The following is an 18,466-nucleotide window of genomic DNA, read 5'->3' on the forward strand; positions in this document are numbered from 1 at the left end:
GATGCATTCTTTATCGGCGCTTGGGTGAAAGGAGGAGGGTGAAATCTCCCACGGTCTGTACTGCGCTAACAGTCAGAATCGAGCCTTGTCCCTCCTCCTCCCTTCAAGTCCTACCATACAAGCGAGCCTGCTCGCGAATTAACCATGACGCAGCCCTCAAGCCGGGCTGGTTTTAGGCTTCAGATTGCGCGCATACCACGGTCGTTGCGGCACGCGACGGAACAGGCCGGCGAGCTTGTCCTCGTCGGTGATGAAGGTGATGCGCAGCGCCAGTTTCATGGTTTCCGGGTCCATCTCGACGGTTTTACCCCTCTGCAATCCCGGCGTGGTGCTGCAACCATGGGTGATCGGCCCCAGCCACGGATCATCGACCTCGACCCAGCGCCCCGGTGCGAACCAGTGCACGCCGTTGACTTGCAGGCGCGTGACTTCACCCGGATGGAAACGCTCGTGGGCGCGGAACCAGTCTTCGATCCGGTCATCGATCCAGCCATGAAAATGCCAAAACACCGGATTGACGTGGGACGAGAACGGATCGCCAAGAAAGTCGTTTTCGGCGTTGTACCAGCGTGCGGCGAAGTCCGCAGGATCGCGGGCAAACGGCACCGGTTGACCATTGGACGGATCGCGCGGCACCGAAGCCCAACGCATGTGCAGCCAGTCATGCAGGCCCAACTCGACTTCCGAGCCAAACTGCCCCAGCGTGAGTGTTGCCAGATACGCCGGATCACGGTACTGCGACTCCCAGACCTGGAAATTGCTTTCGTAAGTTTCGGCGGTCTTGATGTCGCTAACCCATTGACTGAACTCGTCATCGCCTGTGGCCGTCCACGTCGGTGGCAAAGCCGTGCCGTCATGATTATCGAAGTAACGGGCAAAACCGATGCGGTCGCGGATCAACTCCGGCTGCGGCAGCGGGAAGTATTCCCAGGAGGGCAGATCCTGCATCGATCGCGCCGTCCCGAGCATGTGCCGGTGCATGAAGAAAAAGTCCACGCCCGAACCGTTGCGATCCTTGCGCGGGCCACGGGCATCACGCTCCTTGTCACGCGGGCCGGGTTGCCAGCCAATGCCGCGCAACGCCTCGCGCTTGTCTTCGGGAAGCTTGTGCCACTTGTCCCGGGTTGCATGCCACAACTGGTGGAACAGGCGATGTTCAGGAGAGATCAGCCAGGCCAGCAACGTCGCGTTCAACGGTGTGCGCTCGCGCGATTCGGGAAACAGGCGCTTGACCGCCACGAAGCGGTTGTCCTGCGCTGGCAGGCTCAACGCCCGATCAAGTCGCAGCGCTTTGCCGCTGAGGGTGCCACTGCCGGCATTGCCGAAGTCGGCCCAGACTTCATCGAGGATCATTTCCAGCTCATAGCTGATCTGGCCATCAGCGCCGATCAGCCGCCAACTCAACTTCGCGGCATCGGCCCCGGCGAGATCGCCAAGAATTCGGTAACAAGGCCTGTCGCCAGAGCGCAAGCGTTCGGGCGCATCGAGAAAGCCGCACACGCCTCGGCCCTTCTGGCCAATGTCCAGAAACACTTGCAGCCCCTTCAGCGGCAAGCCTTCAAGACCTGCGTCACAGCCTTCGAAACGGATGTCCCAAACCCCGCGCAACGCATTCGCCAAGCGTTGCCCGGCCCTGTCGGCGACGTCGAATGATGCTTCGCCAGGCGTGATCGTCGGGTCCGGCTTCGTCCATTCACGATGCCCAAAATAAACCGCCGGCACGGCAGCGCCCGTCAGCGCCAGGCCCGCCATGAACCATCGTCGAGAAATCTTCATTGCCCTACCTGTGTCAGCCATGAAGCAGGCTTTATCCAAGCTAGAACGTTTGTTGCTGCGGCAAATTTAAGGCGCCGCTTTTGCCAGAGGTTCACGCGCCTAAATTTCCCTGCCGACTACTCGTTCTTCCCAGATAGCAAAGGCCCCCGCGCCTGCACCTCGATGGCGAACCTGACTGAGATGGCAATGACAAAACCACGTTCGAAAAAGGCTCTATTGATCGGCCTGCCACTGGCCCTGGCAATCAGCGCCGGCGCAGGCTTTGCCGTTTGGCAACTCGGGTTCAAGGACGACCTCGGCTACCCGGTCAAAGTCATGAAACAGGCCGATGAGCTGCACGAACGCATGCTCTCCTTCGACAGCCATGTCAGCCTGACGCAAAATTTCGGCACCGACGGCCACGAAGCCGACAAGGACGGTGACGGCCAGTTCGATCTGGCCAAGGCCAACCGTGGACGTCTGTCGGGCGCTGCGCTGACCATCTTCGGCTGGCCGGAAATGTGGAACGGTCCGAATGCGCCTCACAAACCGACGCCCGGCTTCGTCGAAGAGGCGCGCAACCAGCAGGAGATCCGCTTCAAGATCATTTCCGGCATGGTCCGTGACTATCCCAATCAGGTCGCCATCGCCTACACCCCGGACGATTTCCGGCGCCTGCACGGCGAAGGCAAGTTCGTGATTTTCATCAGCATGCTCAACGCCTATCCACTGGGCCACGACCTGGGCCTGCTGGACATGTGGACGGCACGCGGCATGCGCATGTTCGGCTTCAGCTACATCGGCAACAACGACTGGGCCGATTCGTCGCGTCCGCTGCCGTTCCTCAATGACTCGCCGGACGCCCTCGATGGCCTCTCGGATCTGGGCAGGCAAGCGGTCAAGCGCCTGAACGATCTGGGTGTGATCATCGACGTATCGCAGATGTCGACCAAGGCCCTTGAGCAAGTCGCGCAACTGAGCCGCACGCCACTGGTGGCTTCGCATTCGGCGCCGCGAGCGATGGTCGATATTCCGCGCAACCTCAGCGACAAGGAAATGCAGTTGATCAAGAACAGCGGCGGCGTCGTCCAGATCGTCGCGTTCTCGCAGTACCTGCGTCCGCTGACTCTGGAAACCCAGAACAAACTCAACGAAATGCGCAAGGCGTTCGACCTGCCGCCATTGCCGAATCTGGCCATGGCGCTGATGCCCGGCGATCCGATCATTGCCGCGTGGTCCGAGCAGAAGTTCGGCCAGTACGCCGGCCGCCTCTACGGGATCCTCGAACAAGAGCCGAAAGCCAGCCTCAAGGATCTGGGGGACGCCATTGATTACGCGGTGCGCAAGATTGGCATCGATCACGTCGGCATCAGCTCCGACTTCAATGAAGGCGGCGGCGTCAAAGGTTTCGAGAACGTGGCAGAGATCCGCAACGTCACCGCCGAGCTGATCTCGCGCGGTTATTCCGAAGCCGACATCGCCAAGCTCTGGGGAGGCAATTTCCTGCGGGTCTGGGATCAGGTCGAAAAAGCCGCGAAACCTTCGCTGGCCACCGCGCAGGAAACCGCCAAGCCATGAGCAATCGCCGTGACTTTCTGAAGCAGGCGGGAATTCTCGCCGCGGCGTTGCCACTGGGGGCGAGCCTGCCGAGTGTCGCCAGCGCCTCAGCAGCCGCGCCGTTGCCACGCAACAAGTGGGCGCAGTTGCAGCAACTGTTCGATCAGGATCCGGATTACCTGCACTTCTCCAATTTTTTGGTCACCTCGCACCCCAAACCCGTGCGCGACGCCATCGAAATGCACCGCTCCGCCCTCGACAAGAACCCTGGCCTGGCGATGGACTGGGATCTGGGTGTGATCGAACAGCGCGAAGAAAACGTGCGGATCTGGGCGGGTCTTTACCTGCAAGTCAACGCGAAGCAGATCGCGCTGACCGGCAGCACCACCGAAGGCTTGGCGACGATTTACGGCGGCGTACATGTGCGCGCCGATCAGGAAATCCTCACCACCGTCCACGAGCATTACGCGACTCACACCATCCTCGCTTTGCGCACCGAACGCGACGGCACGCGGGTGCGCAAAATCCCTCTGTTCAAAGATGTGCACCGCACCAGCAAAGCTGAAATCCTGGCCGCCATCGACAGCGCCATTCGCCCCGAAACCCGCGTGCTGGGGATGTGCTGGGTGCATTCGGGCAGCGGCCTGAAACTGCCGATCGGCGAGATCGGCGCCCTCGTCGACAAACACAACCGTGGGCGCAGTGACGCTAACCGAATCATTTATGTGGTGGATGGCGTTCACGGTTTTGGCGTGGACGACCTGAGTTTCACGCAGATGAACTGCGATTTTTTTATCGCCGGCACCCACAAATGGATGTTCGGCCCGCGCGGCACCGGCCTCATTTGCAGCCGCTTCGAAGAGGTCAGGTACATCACACCGATCATTCCAACGTTCTCCGAAGCGACAACGTTTTCCACCACCATGACCCCCGGTGGCTATCACGCGTTCGAACACCGTTGGGCGCTGGACGAAGCGTTCAAGTTGCACCTGCAATTGGGCAAGGCAGAGGTCGAGGCGCGCATTCACGCGCTTAACAGCTACCTGAAAAAACGCCTGCAACAACGCCCGTCAATTGAACTCGTCACGCCCTTGAGCCCTGAGCTGTCCGCCGGCTTCACGTTCTTCCGGGTCAAGGACGAGGACAGCGACAAGATCGCTGCGCACCTGATGAGCAATCGTGTGGTGGCCGATGCCGTCAACCGCGATGTCGGCCCGGTCATCCGCACCGCTCCGGGGCTGCTCAACGACGAAGCCCAGATCGACCGACTGCTGGCCGTGCTCGACCAAGCCCTTTGATCCCGCGCGATCCCTTTTTCCTTTTAGCGAGACCCCGCAATGAACAGTGAACTGCGTCGTTTTTCCTTGAAGGCCGTGCCGGCGCTGATGCTCACCGCCCTCGCCATCAGCCTGCTGCCAGGCGCCGCCCAGGCCGCCACGCCACCTGCGCCGGGCAAGGTGTTCAAGGACTGCAAGGACTGCCCGGAAATGGTCGTACTGCCCACCGGCACGTTCACCATGGGCACTCCGGATGACGAAGTCGGCCGCGAACCTGACGAAGGCCCGATGCACCCGGTGACGTTTGCCAACCCGCTGGCGATCAGCCGCTTTCAGATTTTGAAGAGCCAGTGGGACGCCTACCTCACCGACACCAGTTACAACATGCCCGACGGTGACACCCGCCCCGGTCGCGCCTGCAAGGCTGGCGTTCCCGACTATCAGGGCAGCGACCCGAAAAAGCAGTACACCGACAAGCATCCGGCGGTGTGCATGGACTTCCCTGAAGTCGAGGCGTACGTGGCGTGGCTGTCGAAGAAAACCGGCAAGCCATATCGACTGGTCAGCGAATCCCTGCGTGAATACGCCGCCCGCTCCGGCAGCAGCGGCCCCTTCCCCTTCCCGTTCGATGAAGGCAAGGAATACAGCATCGCCAAACACGCCAACACCTACGGCGCCGCCGATGGCTACAACTTCACTGCGCCGGCCGGCAGCTTCCCGGCCAACGCCTTCGGCGTCTACGACATGCACGGCAACATCTATGAATGGACAGCCGATTGCTACAACGAAAACTACGTCGGTGCGCCCAGCGATGGCAGTGCCTGGTCGAGCGGCAAATGCGAAGTGCGCCGCATACGCGGCAACGACTGGGGTGAGGCGCCAGTGTTCTCGCGCTCCGGCAATCGCAACGCGACCTACACCGACACGCGCGGCGACTGGATCGGCTTTCGCGTCGCCCGCGATCTGTAGCGCTATCGCCCGGCTAAATTAGCCGTCCTGCCAGTCGTTTTACAGGTGGGCGCCAACCGACACGGCGCGCCACCGCCCTCTACGTCATCCAGGCGAAGCCCGCGAGTCAATGCCGGCCTTCGCCGCTCTCTCAAGCAGGGAACCTCCATGAGCAATCCAACACGCGGGGTGATCAATGAATTGTTCGCCCTGCTCAAACCCTTTCGGCTGATCGTCACCGGCGCGATCCTGCTCGGCATGGTCGGTGGTCTGAGCGTCACCGCGTTACTGGCAACCATCAACAGCGTGCTGCACAGCGAAGGCGACCTGAGCAACACCATGGTCGCGGTCTTCGCCGGCCTGTGTCTGCTAGCCCTGACCACCTCGATTTTTTCCGACATTGGCACCAACTATGTCGGCCAACACATCATCGCCAAACTGCGCAAGGAACTGGGCGAGAAAGTCCTCTCGGCGCCGATCGAGCAGATCGAGCGCTACCGCAGCCATCGCCTGATTCCGGTGTTGACCCACGACGTCGACACCATCAGCGACTTCGCGTTCGCATTCGCCCCGCTGGCGATTTCGATGACCGTGACCCTCGGGTGCATGGGTTATCTGGCGATGCTGTCGTGGCCGATGTTTCTGCTGACGGTGGTCGCCATTCTGATCGGCACGGTCGTTCAGTACATTGCTCGCGGGCGTGGCATGCAGGGTTTCATGAAGGCCCGCGACTACGAAGACGAACTGCAGAAGCACTACCACGCGCTCGCCGAGGGCGCCAAGGAACTGCGCATCCACCGTCCGCGCCGGCACCGCATGTTTGTCTCGGGCATTGAAGGCACGGCGGACAAGATCTGCGACATTCAGGTGCGATCGGTGAACATATTCGTGATCGCCAAGACGCTCGGTTCGATGCTGTTCTTCGTCGTGATCGGTCTTGCGCTGGGCCTGCAATCGCTGTGGCCGAGCGCCGACAAAGCGGTCATGAGCGGCTTTGTACTGGTGCTGCTGTATATGAAAGGCCCGCTCGAACACATCATTGCCGCGCTGCCGATTGTCAGTCGCGCGCAGATCGCGTTCCGCCGTATCGCCGAGTTGTCCGAGCAGTTTTCCTCACCCGAACCGCACCTGCTGCTCAACGATCAAGGCCATAAAAAGACAACGGTGCAGAGCCTGGAGCTGACCGACGTCTCGTACAGTTTTCCGACCGTACAAGGCACGATCCCATTCCGTCTCGGGCCGGTGAACCTGAAGATCGAACAGGGTGACATCCTCTTCATCGTGGGCGAGAACGGCTGCGGCAAAACCACCCTGATCAAACTGCTGCTGGGCCTGTACGCACCGCAGCAAGGTGAAATCCGCCTCAACGAGCAGATCATCGACGCCACCACCCGTGACGATTACCGTCAACTGTTCACCACGATTTTCGCCGACTACTACCTGTTCGACGACGTGGTGCAGGGCGACACGCACATTCCGCAAGATGCCAACAAATATCTGGAGCGTCTGGAAATCGCGCACAAGGTCAGCGTGCGCGACGGTTCGTTCACGACCACCGACCTCTCGACCGGCCAACGCAAGCGTCTGGCCCTGATCAACGCGTGGCTGGAAGAACGGCCGGTACTGGTGTTCGACGAGTGGGCCGCCGACCAGGACCCGACCTTCCGCCGCATCTTCTATACCGAACTGCTGCCTGACCTCAAGCGTCTGGGCAAAACCATCATCGTCATTTCCCACGACGATCGTTACTTCGATGTCGCCGATCAACTGGTGCGCATGAACGCCGGCAAAGTGGTCACCGAGCTTCAACCCGCCTGATTGTGAAAAATTTGTAAAAAAAGTGCGTTGAGTCTTTCCGGTTTTCGGAAGGCTCAACGTCTTACTTACAGTTAATAGAAATAGTTCTCAGTCAACACTTTGAAGAGTAGAAGAACAATGCCCGCACCGCACGGACTCCACCCGCTCGCCAAGGCTCTGCTGATCCGCCGCTCCTTAGGTTCCACGTTGCCAGCGCTGTGCGCCATGGCTCTGACCCTGCCATTGGCAGGCCAGGCCCAGGCCGCCGCCGTGGCGATCAATATTCCTGCTCAGTCGCTGGGGAGCGCTTTGCAGGAATTCGGCCGCCAGACCAACCTCCAGGTGCTGTACAGCCCGGATGAAGTGAGTGGCCTGCGCAGCACCGCCGTCAACGGCAACCTGGAACCAACGGCCGCGATCGCCCAGTTGCTCAATGGCACCGACATCGCCTACAGCGTGCAGGGCAACAACGTCGCATTGCGCGCCCGCAACGCCAACGGCGCCAGCCTGGATCTGGCACCGACCAACATTTCCGCCTCCGCGGAATCAGCCTGGGGTCCGGTTGCCGGGATCGTCGCCAAGCGCAGCGCCTCGGGTTCGAAAACCGATACGGCGATCAAGGAAATTCCGCAGACCATCAACGTCGTGACTCAAGACGAAATCAAGATGCGCGGTTCGAAGTCGGTGACCGAAGCCCTGCTCTACACACCAGGCATGACCGGCGGCGGTTTTGCAGACCGGGTGAAGATTTTCGACGAGCCAACCTCCCGTGGCTTTTCCCCTACCCCGCTGTACCTCGATGGCCTGCACATGCCTTATGGCGGCGGCAGCACCGGCGGTTCGCTGCAGATCGACCCGTACACCCTGGAGCGCGTCGAAGTGCTCAAGGGCCCTGCGTCGGTGCTTTACGGCCAGAACCAGCCTGGCGGTATCGTCAACATGGTCAGCAAGCGTCCGACCGCCACTGCGCTGCACGAAGTGAAGATCGGTGGCGGCAGCTATGACCGTAAATACGGTGCCTTCGACTTCGGCGGCCCGATTGACGATCAGGGCGAGTTCCTCTATCGCCTGACCGGCGTGTTCAACGACAGCAACTCGGCCATCGACTATGCCAGCCAGAACCGCATGTTGCTGGCGCCAAGCCTGACCTGGCTACCGAACGACCGCACCACCATCACTGTCTTCGGCCAGTACCAGAAAGACCACGACGTACCGGAAGCCCAGGGTTTACCTGCGTTCGGCACGGTCAAGAGCACCTCGAACGGGCGTATCAGCCGCAGCCGGTTCATTGGCGAGCCGGACGTGAACAAGTACCACCGCGAGCAGTTCGTCCTCGGTTACGAAATCGCCCACGAACTCAACGACGTCTGGACCCTGAAACAGAACGCTCGTTACGCCGACGTCAACGACCAGTACGTGGCGCCGCTGCACGGTTATTCGTTCCCGACCAACCCGGTCACCGGCCTTAACGACAATAGCTACCAGAACCGTTACGCGGTGGACTGGTCGCAGCACAACAAGGTTTACGGCATCGATAACATCGCCCAGGCCAAGTTCAAGACTGCCGATATCGACCACACCGTGCTGTTGGGCGTGGACTACTACCACTTCAACTCGCAGTTCCTTGGCCTCTATGACCGCACCGCCCCGGGTATCGACCTGTACAACCCGGTATATGGCAGCCAGATCAATTTCCGCCAGCCGTACAAATGGGACAACACCATCACGCAGACCGGCCTGTACGCTCAGGATCAACTGCGCTGGAACCAGTGGTTCCTGACACTCGGCGGTCGTTATGACTTCGCTGAAACGGATAACAAGCAACCACTGACTCGCGGCCACACCAACCAGAAGGACGAGAAGTTCACCGGTCGTGCCGGCCTTGGTTATGAGTTTGAGAACGGCATCACGCCATACGTGAGCTACGCCGAATCGTTCCTGCCGCAAACCGGTACTGACATGGGCGGCGGCGCATTCGAACCCACCACCGGCAAGCAGTACGAAGTCGGTATCAAGTACGAGCCGACGTCCATCGATGGCTTCATCCAGGTTTCGGCCTACCAGATCGACCAGGACAACATGCTCACCTCGGACCTCAACAATCCGGGTTTCAGCACCCAGAGCGGGACCGTGCGCTCGCGTGGTGTCGAGTTGGAAGGCAAGGTCAATGTCACCCGCAACCTGCGCGTAATGGCTGCGGTGTCACGTAACCAGACCAAGTGGGAGAAAGACAACGACGGTCGTGAAGGTCGCACCCTGGCGATGCGTCCACCACTGACCGCGTCCGCTTGGGTCAACTACGACTTCGACAACTCCACTGCCCTGGCCGGTTTCGGTATGGGTCTGGGTGCACGCTACGTGCGCAGCAGCTACGGTTCGGACTACGAGTCGGACTCGTTCCAGATCCCGTCCTACACCGTGTATGACGCCATGGTCTCCTATGACCTGGAAAAATCGCCGCTGCACATCAAAGGCGTGAAGCTGCAAGCCAACCTGCAGAACCTCACCGACGAGAAGTACGTTGCCGCGTGCAACAGCACCCTCGACTGCTACTACGGCGAAGGCCGTACCATGACCGCCGACGTGACCTACAACTGGTAATACGTTCAGCACTCACTAAAGCGCCGACATCTGTCGGCGTTTTTCTTGCTTGATTGAGCGAGGCGGCCGTTGGGCCGACCATGCTCTTGTAGCCTTTGTGAATATCCGTTTTTTGGGTGTTGCGGCTGGCGGTTCCGCTCTTACAGCGGGTCACTTTTTCCGGACGTACTTCATCTCGCCAAGACTCAGTGTTCCCTCGCTACGGTGGGCTCCAAGTCAAAGGCCAACGCAGATCAAAAGATCGCACCCTTCGGCAGCCTCTACAGGGAATGGGGGCACCCGCCAGAGACTGGTCGGCTGGCAGGCCACCATCGCCAACAGGCTGGCGCCTACAGTTTTAATTTGCGTACACACAACGAGCGTTAGCTCGCGTACAGCGCTTGACCTCAAAGGCCCGTCGGCAGGCTTCGTTCCGGGATTGATCCGGGGGTGGGAGCGCAGCGGCCGTTCGACGAAGTCGAACACATCGAGAGCAGGTGCAGCGAAGGGCTGCCCCCTAAGAAGCCATTACCTTCAAGCAAAAAAGGCGCCCATTCAGGCGCCGTTCCTTGAACAATTGCCGATCACATCACCGCGACGGCGGAACCCGAATATCCCCTGCCCGGCACTGAGTTTTCACACCCTTGCCACAGGCGCCAGGCTGCAGGTCTTTACCCATGCACACGCGTACCTCCGACAATTCCGGGCCGCTGCAAATCACCGCGATGCCATCCGCCGCAATCCCCGGGTTAGCCTTGCGGAACAAGTCGGAAATCTCCTGCGCCTCAAAGTAATAGGACGTACTGAACGGTTGCAGCTCTTGCGGGATTTTCACCGCGCCCACCGCTTTATCCGCCGCATCCAGATAGCCCATCGCGCCGAGACCACTGCACGTGCCATGTTTCGACCATTCGTGATCAAGCAATTTGCGGGTCGGGAACAGCGTCATGCCCTTGCTGCTCTGCGCTGCCGACAGCGTAGCCATCGGCGGGCAGGATTCTGGCCAGCCGCCCTTGGCGTATTGCGGCCACAGACCATGCAGCACGAAACCGTAACCTTTGCCGGAACACTGCACGTCGTCCTTGTGTGTAAGGCAAAACGTCGGCGACCAGGACAACGACAGCAGGTAGTAATCAAACACCCCCGCCACTGATTCCGCCTGCACCTTGCTGGCCTGGGATTGGCGCGCCGAACTCAGGCCGATACTACCGGCCGTCAGCGCAATCACCGCCAAAATTGTAAACAGCTTTTTCATACACCCGCTCCTTGGGACGCTTGCGTCCGTGGTTTTCGATCCTGACCCGACTGGGTCAGCCATGATTTCGACACGCTTGTGTTGCAAGCGCATGACGCAAGGCAACGCTGTACTCCGTTGAAAGGTCTACGATTAATAAGCAGACATCAAACACAGGGATCCGAAATGAGTAAAGCAGACGAACTCGCCGCGAAGCTCAAGCAAACCCGGCACACCCCCGCGGACGACATTACCTGCGCGGAACTGGAGATCGATTGCTGGCCGGCGCAGGTCTATGACCTGTACCACCGCATCGAGGCGTGGTTGCAGCCAGTGACCGAAGTCGGCCTGAAGATTCGACGCAACCCTACCCACGTTTGCGAAAGTTCGCCCGACGGTCAAACCCATGATTACGCCATCGACCAATTGATGATCGAGGCCAACCACCACAGCCTCACGTTTGATCCCATCGCACGCTTTACCGGGGATGGTTGCGGTCGTGTGCAGATTACCCTGCCAGGCAAAGACACTTCCCTGCTGCGCACCGTCGATGAGCACCACGAAAGCCATTGGTGGTTGCAGTCGATGGAAACCGGGCAGCAACTGGATGCGATTGCACTGACGGAAAACAACCTGTTGCAGGTGGTGCAGGAGGGATTAGGCTTGTAAGTGCATCGTACCGATAGGGATCAGCGCCAAGAACGTGGTTAACTTCTCGCTCCGATCCCTTGGAAGCTCGACAGCCATGAGAACAACCACAATCCTGCTCGGTACCCTGCTGGCCCTGCCCCTGACCTTCAGCGCTCAGGCTTCAGAACAATCGTCACATCTGGACACCCTCCAGCAACAAGGCCAACTGCGCGTCTGCACCACCGGCGACTACAAGCCCTACACTTTCAAGCGCGACGACGGCGAATTCGAAGGCATCGACATCAGCATGGCGCGCTCGCTGGCCGAAAGCCTCGGCGTCAAAGTCCAATGGGTGCAGACCACTTGGAAAACCCTGATGCCCGACATGCAGGCCGGTAAGTGCGACATCGGCATGGGCGGGATTTCGGTGACCCTGGAACGGCAGAAAAAGGCCTATTTCAGCAACACCCTTGACGTCGACGGCAAGATCCCGCTGGTGCGTTGCGCCGATCAAGCCAAGTACCAGACCCTCGAACAGATCAACCAGCCCAACGTAAGACTGGTCGAGCCTGCCGGCGGCACCAACGAAGCCTTCGTTCATGCCTTCCTGCCCAAGGCACAACTGGCCCTGCACGACAACGTGACGATCTTTGAGCAACTGCTCGACAACAAGGCCGACGTAATGATCACCGACGCCTCGGAAGCGCGTTATCAGCAGAAGCTCAAACCCGGCTTGTGTGCGGTCAACCCGCACCAATTCATGCAGTACGGGGAAAAAGCCTACCTGCTGCCGCGCGATGACATCAGTTGGAAACTGTACGTCGATCAGTGGCTGCATCTGAGCAAGGTCACTGGCCAATATCAGAAAGTGCTGAGTGAATGGATTGCCGTAACACCTGAGCAGTAATCCTCAGTCGTCATGCAACAGGCCGGAGCTGTATTGGTTGAAGCTGTTAGCCATATTGCTCCCGCCAAACTTCAAGGTGTTGGCATTGCGCCCCTGCGGCGACTGACAGTCGCTGGAGAAACAACTTGTCGTGGTCAACCCTCCCGCCCCCGAACACGCACTCAACACCGACACAGCCGCAATCAACAACACTTTGACGACGTTCAGACTCATGGCACGATTCCCCTCGGGATGGAAAGCAACGATCTTGTGTCAGCATCCTAGGCCCGCGCCGTACCCGGCAACATGAAACTTTCGTGATCGACAGCGCCAGTTCAGAATCACAGCGCCAGACAAGGACATCTGCATGCAATTTCTTCCCTTGACCGAAGCCAGCCCCGACCTCCAGGCCCACGTCCGCCACCTGCGCAATCAGCAAGACGTGCGCAAGTACATGTACACCTCCCACGAAATCACCGAACAGGAACATGCCAACTGGCTGGCCTCCTTGCAGGCCAACCCACGGCAGCAGGTTTTTGTAGTGATCAAGGATCAACAAGCGGCCGGGGTTGTTTCGTTGAATGCGATCAATGCAATGCACAAAACCGCCGATTGGGCGTTTTATCTGGATGTCAGATTGCAGGGTAAAGGACTGGGCAGTGTTGTTGAGTTCTGGATGCTGGATTACGCCTTTGACGTCGCGGGGCTGGAAAAGCTGAATTGCGAAGTGCTGGCGATGAATTCGGCGGTGGTCAAAATGCACCAGAAGTTCGGGTTCGAAGTGGAAGGCGTACGGCGACAGAACGTGGTGAAAGATGGAGTGCGGGTTGACGTCGTGCTATTGGGGATTACCAAGGCTGAGTGGCTACACAAACGCTCGGCGCTGGCCCCCGTTATCGAGCGGATCAGTGCGAGCTGAAGACGCTCAGCGCTTGAGCCACGCCCCCTTTGGAATCTGCGCCAGTGACTTGAAAGCAGGTTTGGCGAACCAGAAACCCTGCATCAGATAAATGCCGCAATCAGCGAGAAAGTCTCTTTCCTGCGCCTCTTCTATGCCCTCGGCGATCACCTCGACGCCCAACTCTCTACACATGTTCACAACGTTACGCACGATGGTCTGGCGAACTCGGTCAAGGTGGATATCCCGGATCAACGCCATATCCAGCTTGATCAAGTCCGGCTGAAAGTCCGCCAATAAGTTAAGACCGGAATAGCCTGCGCCAAAGTCGTCGATCGCCGTCTTGAAACCAAACTCACGGTACTCACGCAAGATGTTCGTCAGATGGCTGTTCTTTTCAACGTGCTCGCCCTCAACCGCCTCGAAGATCAAGCGATCCAGCGGGAACCCGTGAGCGCGCGCCGCTTCAAGCGTGCTGCGAATGCACAATTCCGGACGGTAAACGGCATTCGGCAAAAAGTTGATCGACAGGTACTCGGTCATACCTAACTGAGCCGCCGTGGAAATAGCCCGAACACGACACAGTTGATCGAATCGATAACGATTTTGATCGTCTACCTGCTCCAGAACTGACAACGCCCCCTCACCATTCACGCCGCGAACCAAGGCTTCATGGGCAAAGGTTGTTTGATCGCGCAGATCCACAATGGGCTGAAACGCAAAGGCGAAATCCAGATCCGGCGCGCCTTGGTTTTTGCAGCCCTGGCAGCCTCCGGGTGAGGCGGATGTTTTTGGAAAGTCGGTCATGACGCCCCCTGATAATGGGTTGCAACCGTCCGTGGTGATAAATAAAGAAACAGCGCTTGAGCCGGGTTATCTGCCAACCCAAGCATCACTTTAGCCCAACGGCGCCTGAATATTTGAAGGTGCCGTGGACTGATCGTTCGCATAATCAGGTGCGGAAATGCGCAGTCATTCGCTGCAAGTCCTGCCCCAGCGACGCCAGCTCAATCGTCGCTGCCGCACTCTCTTCGCTGGCAACCGCCGACTGGTCGGCCACATCACGCACGCTGACGATGCTGCGATTAATCTCGTCGGCCACGGCACTTTGCTGCTCGGCAGCGGCCGAGATCTGCAGGCTCATTTCCTGAATCGTACCGATGGACTGATTGATCTCGGTAATCGCCAACTCGGCTTTTTGCGCCAACACCACCGTATCGAGGGTGCGCTCGCGGCTGGAGGCCATCAGCGTAGAGGCCGCTTGCGTGCCTTGTTGCAGGGTAATGATCAGTGCCTCGATTTCCTTGGTCGAGTCCTGTGTGCGCTGGGCCAGCGAGCGTACTTCGTCTGCTACCACGGCGAATCCACGTCCTTGCTCACCCGCCCGCGCTGCTTCGATAGCGGCATTCAACGCCAGCAAATTGGTCTGTTCGGCGACGGCCTTGATCACATCGATCACTTTACCGATCTGCTCACTGTCCTGAGACAGCACGTTCATCGCACCGCCCAACGCTTCAATGGCCACAGCGAGCTCACTGATCTGCACCGTCGCCTGTTTCACCACCGTACTGCCGTGGCGCGCCTGTTGATCGGCCAACGTCGCGGCCGCGGACGCATCGGTGGTGTTGCGCGCGACCTCCTGCACCGTCGAGGCCATTTCGTGCATCGCCGTGGCGACTTGATCGACTTCACTTTTTTGCTGACGAACACCCGCGCTGGTCTGCTCGCTCATCGCCGAAAGTTTTTCCGCCGAGGTCGAAATATGCGTGACACCATTGCCGATGCCTTGCACCAACGTGTTCAGGTTCTGCGCCATGTCTTGCATCGCGTTTTGCAGATCGCCCAACTCATCCTTGCGATTTGATTTGGCCTGTACCGTCAGATCGCCCTTGGCAATTCGTCGAGCCAGATCAACCGTCAATGCCAGCGGCGCAGTGATCTGGCGCGAGATAACCACCGAAGCGAACAACCCGACCAACAGCGCCAACAGGGTCAACACCGCCATCTGAATAAACGCTGAGCGCTGATCTTCAAGCGCCAGGCGCTGCTGGGTATCCATCAGACCGTTCATGATGCTGTCCATCGCCTTGCTTTCCTGATCGACCTGCTGACGCATGCTCTGCTTCTGCGCAAACAGCCCGGCCACTTCCACCAAGACGTCGCGATAACGACGCATCCCGGCGTACGCTTCTTCAACCTGGCTCGACAGGGTCGCCGGCAAACGGGTACGCGCTTCAGTGATATCGCTCAGGAACGTGTCGGTCGTCGCCATAAGCACATTTTTGTTCACCTCATTCGGCACCGCGATGTAGCGACGCAACATCAGGCGAAACAGGGTCATGCCGTTGCGCAAGTCAGCCACCGTACGTAACTCCCGAACGCGCTCGCTATCGGCTGACGCCAGAGCGCTGGTTGTGGTGCTTTCAAGCATCCCGGCAAACGTGTCTGCGTACTTGTCGGACAGCGCACTCAGCGGTTTCAAGGCATCCGTCGTCGACTTGTCGGCATCGATCAGCCGCTTCACCTTTTCATCATAGGCAAGGATAGACGCTTGCAAAGCCTTCAAGGCTTGTTGGTTTTCGGCACGCGTCAACGTTTCCAGTGCCCTGCCCACCAAGCCCTGCAAGACATTGAGCTGAGCGTGATAAGAATCAACGAAAGCAGCGTCAGCCGCAGCTTCGTACTGTTTTTCGGACAATCGCATATTTTGCGTAGCGTCATTCAACGTGCCAATCAGGCGCGTCGTACTCAAGCGATCAACCAGCACGTTGTTGCTGTTATAGCCAATGAAAGCAACGGCCAAAACAGCCAGCAAAAGAATGCCGAAACCGGTTCCCAGCTTGCGGGAAACCTTGATGTCACCCAGGAAATTCGATGCTACTGCCATATTCAGCCTCAAACGCCCTGACGCGAAACGTCAGGCACAAAAAATAGATCTTCGGCAACTGCAGTCACCGTCCAGATATTCGGGGGTCGTCATCCAAGGCGTGTTACGGAACACTCCAGCTGTCCCGGAAATGCAAAATGCGATGCTGTTGATGCATCAAAGAGAAACCCGACGCGAGCATCGGCAGACAAACCAACACGTCGCAAACAGGGTGCCTGCACGCAAGGTTGATCGATTCAGCAAAGGTATCTGGAAGGGATGCTATAAACTTTAGGAAAACTTGTACAACTTTTTATTTTTGTATAATCATTGAACTTTTAGAAGCGCGTGATGACGCATTGCCATCACACAATATGGCACATCGCTACTGGCGCAAAACGATGCTGAAAATGTCGACTACCGCTCCCATGACAGCACCAACAGCGGTAACCAGAACGCCGACGACCTGATCCCAAGCATCGACGAACTGTGCTGGCGTCACTAAGGCCGCACCGCCGGCGTGACCTAAGCAGTACTCGAAGCCAACCCCGAGCAGCCAAGACGTTTTTCACCCGCAAGGTAGAGCGGACATGAATTACCAACATCATCAGGCCAAGCCATGAACAACCCCGACCGACTGTTGATTTTCATCGACAATGGCAAGGTTCGTTACATCGCCGCGCAGACGCTCTCTTTCGAATACAGTTTCGATCTGCAAGTCATCTTCATCGACTTCGCCGGTCATCCCGACAGCGTCATGTTGCACTTGTTTGGTTGGTTGAGCGTCCACCAATCCGAGTTGCTGGAGAACCTCAGCAAAGCCGCGGATGGCATTCAGTTCAAGGCAGACATTCTCGAGCCTGACTTTGCCCCTGATCGAGCGCGTAGTGTTGGGCAAAGACGATTGGGGCAACACCACTATCCGTTATTCAGGGGAACTCCAACGAACTGCCAAATTCCTCATCCGAACTGAATACCTGGCGCTCAGGGCACCGGTAGCGAATGGGGGCTACCGAAATGACCAACCAACGCTGGAGGATTGGGCAGCAGGATTGCTTGGACAGCTTGAACCGGCATCACGCAACAAACTGGCCCGCAATCTCGGTCAAACGTTGCGACGCAGCCAGCGGCAACGAATCATTCAAATACGCGCGGCGGAAAAAGCATAAGCTGCGCGGAAAGGATTGCGCCGAGCGCATGACGACAGAGGTGCGTTATGAACAGCGTGAGGTGCTGGGCTTTACAGATGCCAACCTTGATTTAATCAAAAATGGATTGCTCAGACACCTCATGCAGACTTCCTTTACAAACGTGTAATTACTGGTTCTTTCCGAGCAAGAAAGTATTTAACCTGCAGCCCGGCATCAACATCAATATTTACCCCTAGCGCATAGTCCCCGCTAGAAGTTGTAAAACAATCCGTCACACTACCTGTATAAACCGCGCCCTCATATTCAACTTTGACACGTTGCCCCGTTGATAAACGCTCATCTTCAATCGATAACGATCGCAGAGAACCCTTAGTCTCTTCTCTTGAGATTAAATAGTTGAATTCATTTACGCTAATTATTTTTTCCATAAACTTTTACCTCCAAGATAATTAACATGATCAAGCCGCTAAATAATCACTGAAAGCATGGAGAGTGGCACCTGTCAAACCTGACAGTAGGCAATACTTATTCGGCATCAAAATGCTGCTATGAATAACCAAATTTTTATTGTGTAACGGTTGGTTCTACAAACCGACAAGACTGAAATTCCCCACACATGGCGCCACCATTGGCGCGGATAGTAAGCAGGCTAATCGGCTTTTAGCCGCCGCCACCGGATCAGTCGATTGGCCTCTCTAGGCCGTTTTTAATCTGTGAACGATTCGCCCTCTCGCCATTCTCGGGGCAGTCACCAAGCGGCACCAAGGCACAACAATGAGAGGCCAAAAATAGGCGTCCAGTCCCATATCGTTCCCATATCGCCCTTTTCCAGACGCCAAAAACCACAAACCCCTGACTTTCTCTAGGAAAATCAGGGGTTTGTGTTT

15 protein-coding genes and 2 pseudogenes are annotated in these 18,466 nt (G+C 58.0%); 10 read left to right on the forward strand and 7 right to left on the reverse strand.

Features of this window, described 5'->3' with window-relative positions:
* Positions 1–156: 156 nt before the first annotated feature.
* Positions 157–1,776, reverse strand: coding sequence for a pyoverdine maturation tyrosinase PvdP (pvdP, locus tag AACY11_RS21750; protein ID WP_339495703.1), 1,620 nt, complete (start codon positions 1,774–1,776; stop codon positions 157–159).
* Positions 1,777–1,962: 186 nt separating this feature from the next.
* On the opposite strand from pvdP, the gene pvdM reads away from it, so the two are divergent.
* The 5 genes from pvdM to AACY11_RS21775 all read left to right on the forward strand — a co-directional run bounded on the left by pvdM (position 1,963) and on the right by AACY11_RS21775 (position 9,935).
* Positions 1,963–3,333, forward strand: a complete 1,371-nt coding sequence (gene pvdM / locus AACY11_RS21755; protein WP_339495704.1) for a pyoverdine-tailoring dipeptidase-like protein PvdM — start codon at positions 1,963–1,965, stop codon at positions 3,331–3,333.
* On the forward strand, positions 3,330–4,610 hold the full coding sequence (pvdN, locus tag AACY11_RS21760) for a pyoverdine-tailoring periplasmic protein PvdN (RefSeq protein ID WP_339495705.1): 1,281 nt from the start codon (positions 3,330–3,332) through the stop codon (positions 4,608–4,610). The genes pvdM and pvdN overlap by 4 nt, the downstream gene beginning before the upstream one ends.
* Positions 4,611–4,649: 39 nt before the next feature.
* A complete protein-coding gene (gene pvdO / locus AACY11_RS21765; RefSeq protein WP_339495706.1) occupies positions 4,650–5,558 on the forward strand; it encodes a dihydropyoverdine dehydrogenase in 909 nt (302 codons plus the stop codon).
* A gap of 147 nt (positions 5,559–5,705) precedes the next feature.
* Positions 5,706–7,355, forward strand: a complete 1,650-nt coding sequence (locus AACY11_RS21770) for a cyclic peptide export ABC transporter (protein ID WP_339433460.1) — start codon at positions 5,706–5,708, stop codon at positions 7,353–7,355.
* Between the two features lie 117 nt (positions 7,356–7,472).
* Positions 7,473–9,935: a TonB-dependent siderophore receptor gene (locus AACY11_RS21775; RefSeq protein ID WP_339433461.1), complete on the forward strand. Its 2,463-nt coding sequence runs from the start codon at positions 7,473–7,475 to the stop codon at positions 9,933–9,935.
* Between the two features lie 568 nt (positions 9,936–10,503).
* On the opposite strand, the gene AACY11_RS21780 is transcribed toward AACY11_RS21775, so the two are convergent.
* Positions 10,504–11,169, reverse strand: a complete 666-nt coding sequence (locus tag AACY11_RS21780) for a ribonuclease T2 (protein ID WP_339495707.1) — start codon at positions 11,167–11,169, stop codon at positions 10,504–10,506.
* Positions 11,170–11,334: 165 nt separating this feature from the next.
* Between AACY11_RS21780 and AACY11_RS21785 the strand changes: the two genes are divergently transcribed.
* Both AACY11_RS21785 and AACY11_RS21790 read left to right on the forward strand, forming a co-directional pair.
* Entirely contained in the window at positions 11,335–11,817 is a 483-nt protein-coding gene (locus AACY11_RS21785) for a hypothetical protein (RefSeq protein WP_339433463.1), read from the forward strand.
* Between the two features lie 76 nt (positions 11,818–11,893).
* Positions 11,894–12,685: a transporter substrate-binding domain-containing protein gene (locus AACY11_RS21790; protein ID WP_339433464.1), complete on the forward strand. Its 792-nt coding sequence runs from the start codon at positions 11,894–11,896 to the stop codon at positions 12,683–12,685.
* A 3-nt stretch (positions 12,686–12,688) separates the two neighbouring features.
* Here AACY11_RS21790 and AACY11_RS21795 read toward each other — a convergent pair whose 3' ends face one another.
* Entirely contained in the window at positions 12,689–12,898 is a 210-nt protein-coding gene (locus AACY11_RS21795) for a hypothetical protein (RefSeq protein ID WP_221733855.1), read from the reverse strand.
* A 133-nt stretch (positions 12,899–13,031) separates the two neighbouring features.
* Here AACY11_RS21795 and pseH point away from each other — a divergent pair, with 133 nt between their 5' ends.
* The gene (pseH, locus tag AACY11_RS21800; protein WP_339433466.1) at positions 13,032–13,583 is read left to right on the forward strand and encodes a UDP-4-amino-4,6-dideoxy-N-acetyl-beta-L-altrosamine N-acetyltransferase; all 552 of its coding nucleotides are present in this window, start codon (positions 13,032–13,034) and stop codon (positions 13,581–13,583) included.
* Positions 13,584–13,589: 6 nt separating this feature from the next.
* Here the strand turns inward: pseH and rimA are convergent, their stop codons facing one another.
* The 3 genes and pseudogenes from rimA to AACY11_RS28495 all read right to left on the reverse strand — a co-directional run.
* A complete protein-coding gene (gene rimA / locus AACY11_RS21805) occupies positions 13,590–14,369 on the reverse strand; it encodes a S6 modification regulatory phosphodiesterase RimA (RefSeq protein WP_339433467.1) in 780 nt (259 codons plus the stop codon).
* A gap of 145 nt (positions 14,370–14,514) precedes the next feature.
* Positions 14,515–15,387 carry a methyl-accepting chemotaxis protein gene (locus tag AACY11_RS28490; protein ID WP_409339157.1) on the reverse strand — a complete coding sequence of 291 codons (873 nt, stop codon included), beginning with the start codon at positions 15,385–15,387 and terminating at the stop codon, positions 14,515–14,517.
* Positions 15,373–16,449, reverse strand: a pseudogene (locus tag AACY11_RS28495) (methyl-accepting chemotaxis protein); the annotation flags it as partial. The gene AACY11_RS28490 and the pseudogene AACY11_RS28495, both read right to left, overlap by 15 nt.
* A gap of 598 nt (positions 16,450–17,047) precedes the next feature.
* On the opposite strand from AACY11_RS28495, the pseudogene AACY11_RS21815 reads away from it, so the two are divergent.
* Positions 17,048–17,449 (forward strand): annotated as a pseudogene (locus AACY11_RS21815) (phage tail protein).
* Positions 17,446–17,745 (forward strand): hypothetical protein, encoded by a 300-nt coding sequence (locus AACY11_RS21820; RefSeq protein ID WP_445261962.1) that lies wholly within the window; start codon positions 17,446–17,448, stop codon positions 17,743–17,745. The pseudogene AACY11_RS21815 and the gene AACY11_RS21820 overlap by 4 nt, the downstream one beginning before the upstream one ends.
* Here the strand turns inward: AACY11_RS21820 and AACY11_RS21825 are convergent.
* On the reverse strand, positions 17,732–18,007 hold the full coding sequence (locus tag AACY11_RS21825; RefSeq protein ID WP_339495709.1) for a hypothetical protein: 276 nt from the start codon (positions 18,005–18,007) through the stop codon (positions 17,732–17,734). The two genes, AACY11_RS21820 and AACY11_RS21825, sit on opposite strands and share 14 nt — an antisense overlap.
* Between the last annotated feature and the right edge of the window lie 459 nt (positions 18,008–18,466).

Origin of the sequence: Pseudomonas sp. RA_105y_Pfl2_P56 (assembly GCF_963970845.1) — a bacterium.
GTDB lineage: Bacteria > Pseudomonadota > Gammaproteobacteria > Pseudomonadales > Pseudomonadaceae > Aquipseudomonas > Aquipseudomonas baetica_A.

What these genes read in the sequence shown, in the direction of transcription:
- pvdN (WP_339495705.1), top strand. Translation starts at nt 3,330, where the DNA reads ATGAGCAATCGCCGTGACTTTCTGAAGCAGGCGGGAATTCTCGCCGCG.
- AACY11_RS21785 (WP_339433463.1), top strand. Translation starts at nt 11,335, where the DNA reads ATGAGTAAAGCAGACGAACTCGCCGCGAAGCTCAAGCAAACCCGGCAC.
- rimA (WP_339433467.1), bottom strand. Translation starts at nt 14,369, where the DNA reads ATGACCGACTTTCCAAAAACATCCGCCTCACCCGGAGGCTGCCAGGGC.
- AACY11_RS21770 (WP_339433460.1), top strand. Translation starts at nt 5,706, where the DNA reads ATGAGCAATCCAACACGCGGGGTGATCAATGAATTGTTCGCCCTGCTC.
- AACY11_RS21795 (WP_221733855.1), bottom strand. Translation starts at nt 12,898, where the DNA reads ATGAGTCTGAACGTCGTCAAAGTGTTGTTGATTGCGGCTGTGTCGGTG.
- AACY11_RS21790 (WP_339433464.1), top strand. Translation starts at nt 11,894, where the DNA reads ATGAGAACAACCACAATCCTGCTCGGTACCCTGCTGGCCCTGCCCCTG.
- pvdP (WP_339495703.1), bottom strand. Translation starts at nt 1,776, where the DNA reads ATGAAGATTTCTCGACGATGGTTCATGGCGGGCCTGGCGCTGACGGGC.
- pvdM (WP_339495704.1), top strand. Translation starts at nt 1,963, where the DNA reads ATGACAAAACCACGTTCGAAAAAGGCTCTATTGATCGGCCTGCCACTG.
- pseH (WP_339433466.1), top strand. Translation starts at nt 13,032, where the DNA reads ATGCAATTTCTTCCCTTGACCGAAGCCAGCCCCGACCTCCAGGCCCAC.
- AACY11_RS21775 (WP_339433461.1), top strand. Translation starts at nt 7,473, where the DNA reads ATGCCCGCACCGCACGGACTCCACCCGCTCGCCAAGGCTCTGCTGATC.
- AACY11_RS21780 (WP_339495707.1), bottom strand. Translation starts at nt 11,169, where the DNA reads ATGAAAAAGCTGTTTACAATTTTGGCGGTGATTGCGCTGACGGCCGGT.
- AACY11_RS28490 (WP_409339157.1), bottom strand. Translation starts at nt 15,387, where the DNA reads ATGCAAGACATGGCGCAGAACCTGAACACGTTGGTGCAAGGCATCGGC.
- pvdO (WP_339495706.1), top strand. Translation starts at nt 4,650, where the DNA reads ATGAACAGTGAACTGCGTCGTTTTTCCTTGAAGGCCGTGCCGGCGCTG.
- AACY11_RS21825 (WP_339495709.1), bottom strand. Translation starts at nt 18,007, where the DNA reads ATGGAAAAAATAATTAGCGTAAATGAATTCAACTATTTAATCTCAAGA.
- AACY11_RS21820 (WP_445261962.1), top strand. Translation starts at nt 17,446, where the DNA reads ATGACCAACCAACGCTGGAGGATTGGGCAGCAGGATTGCTTGGACAGC.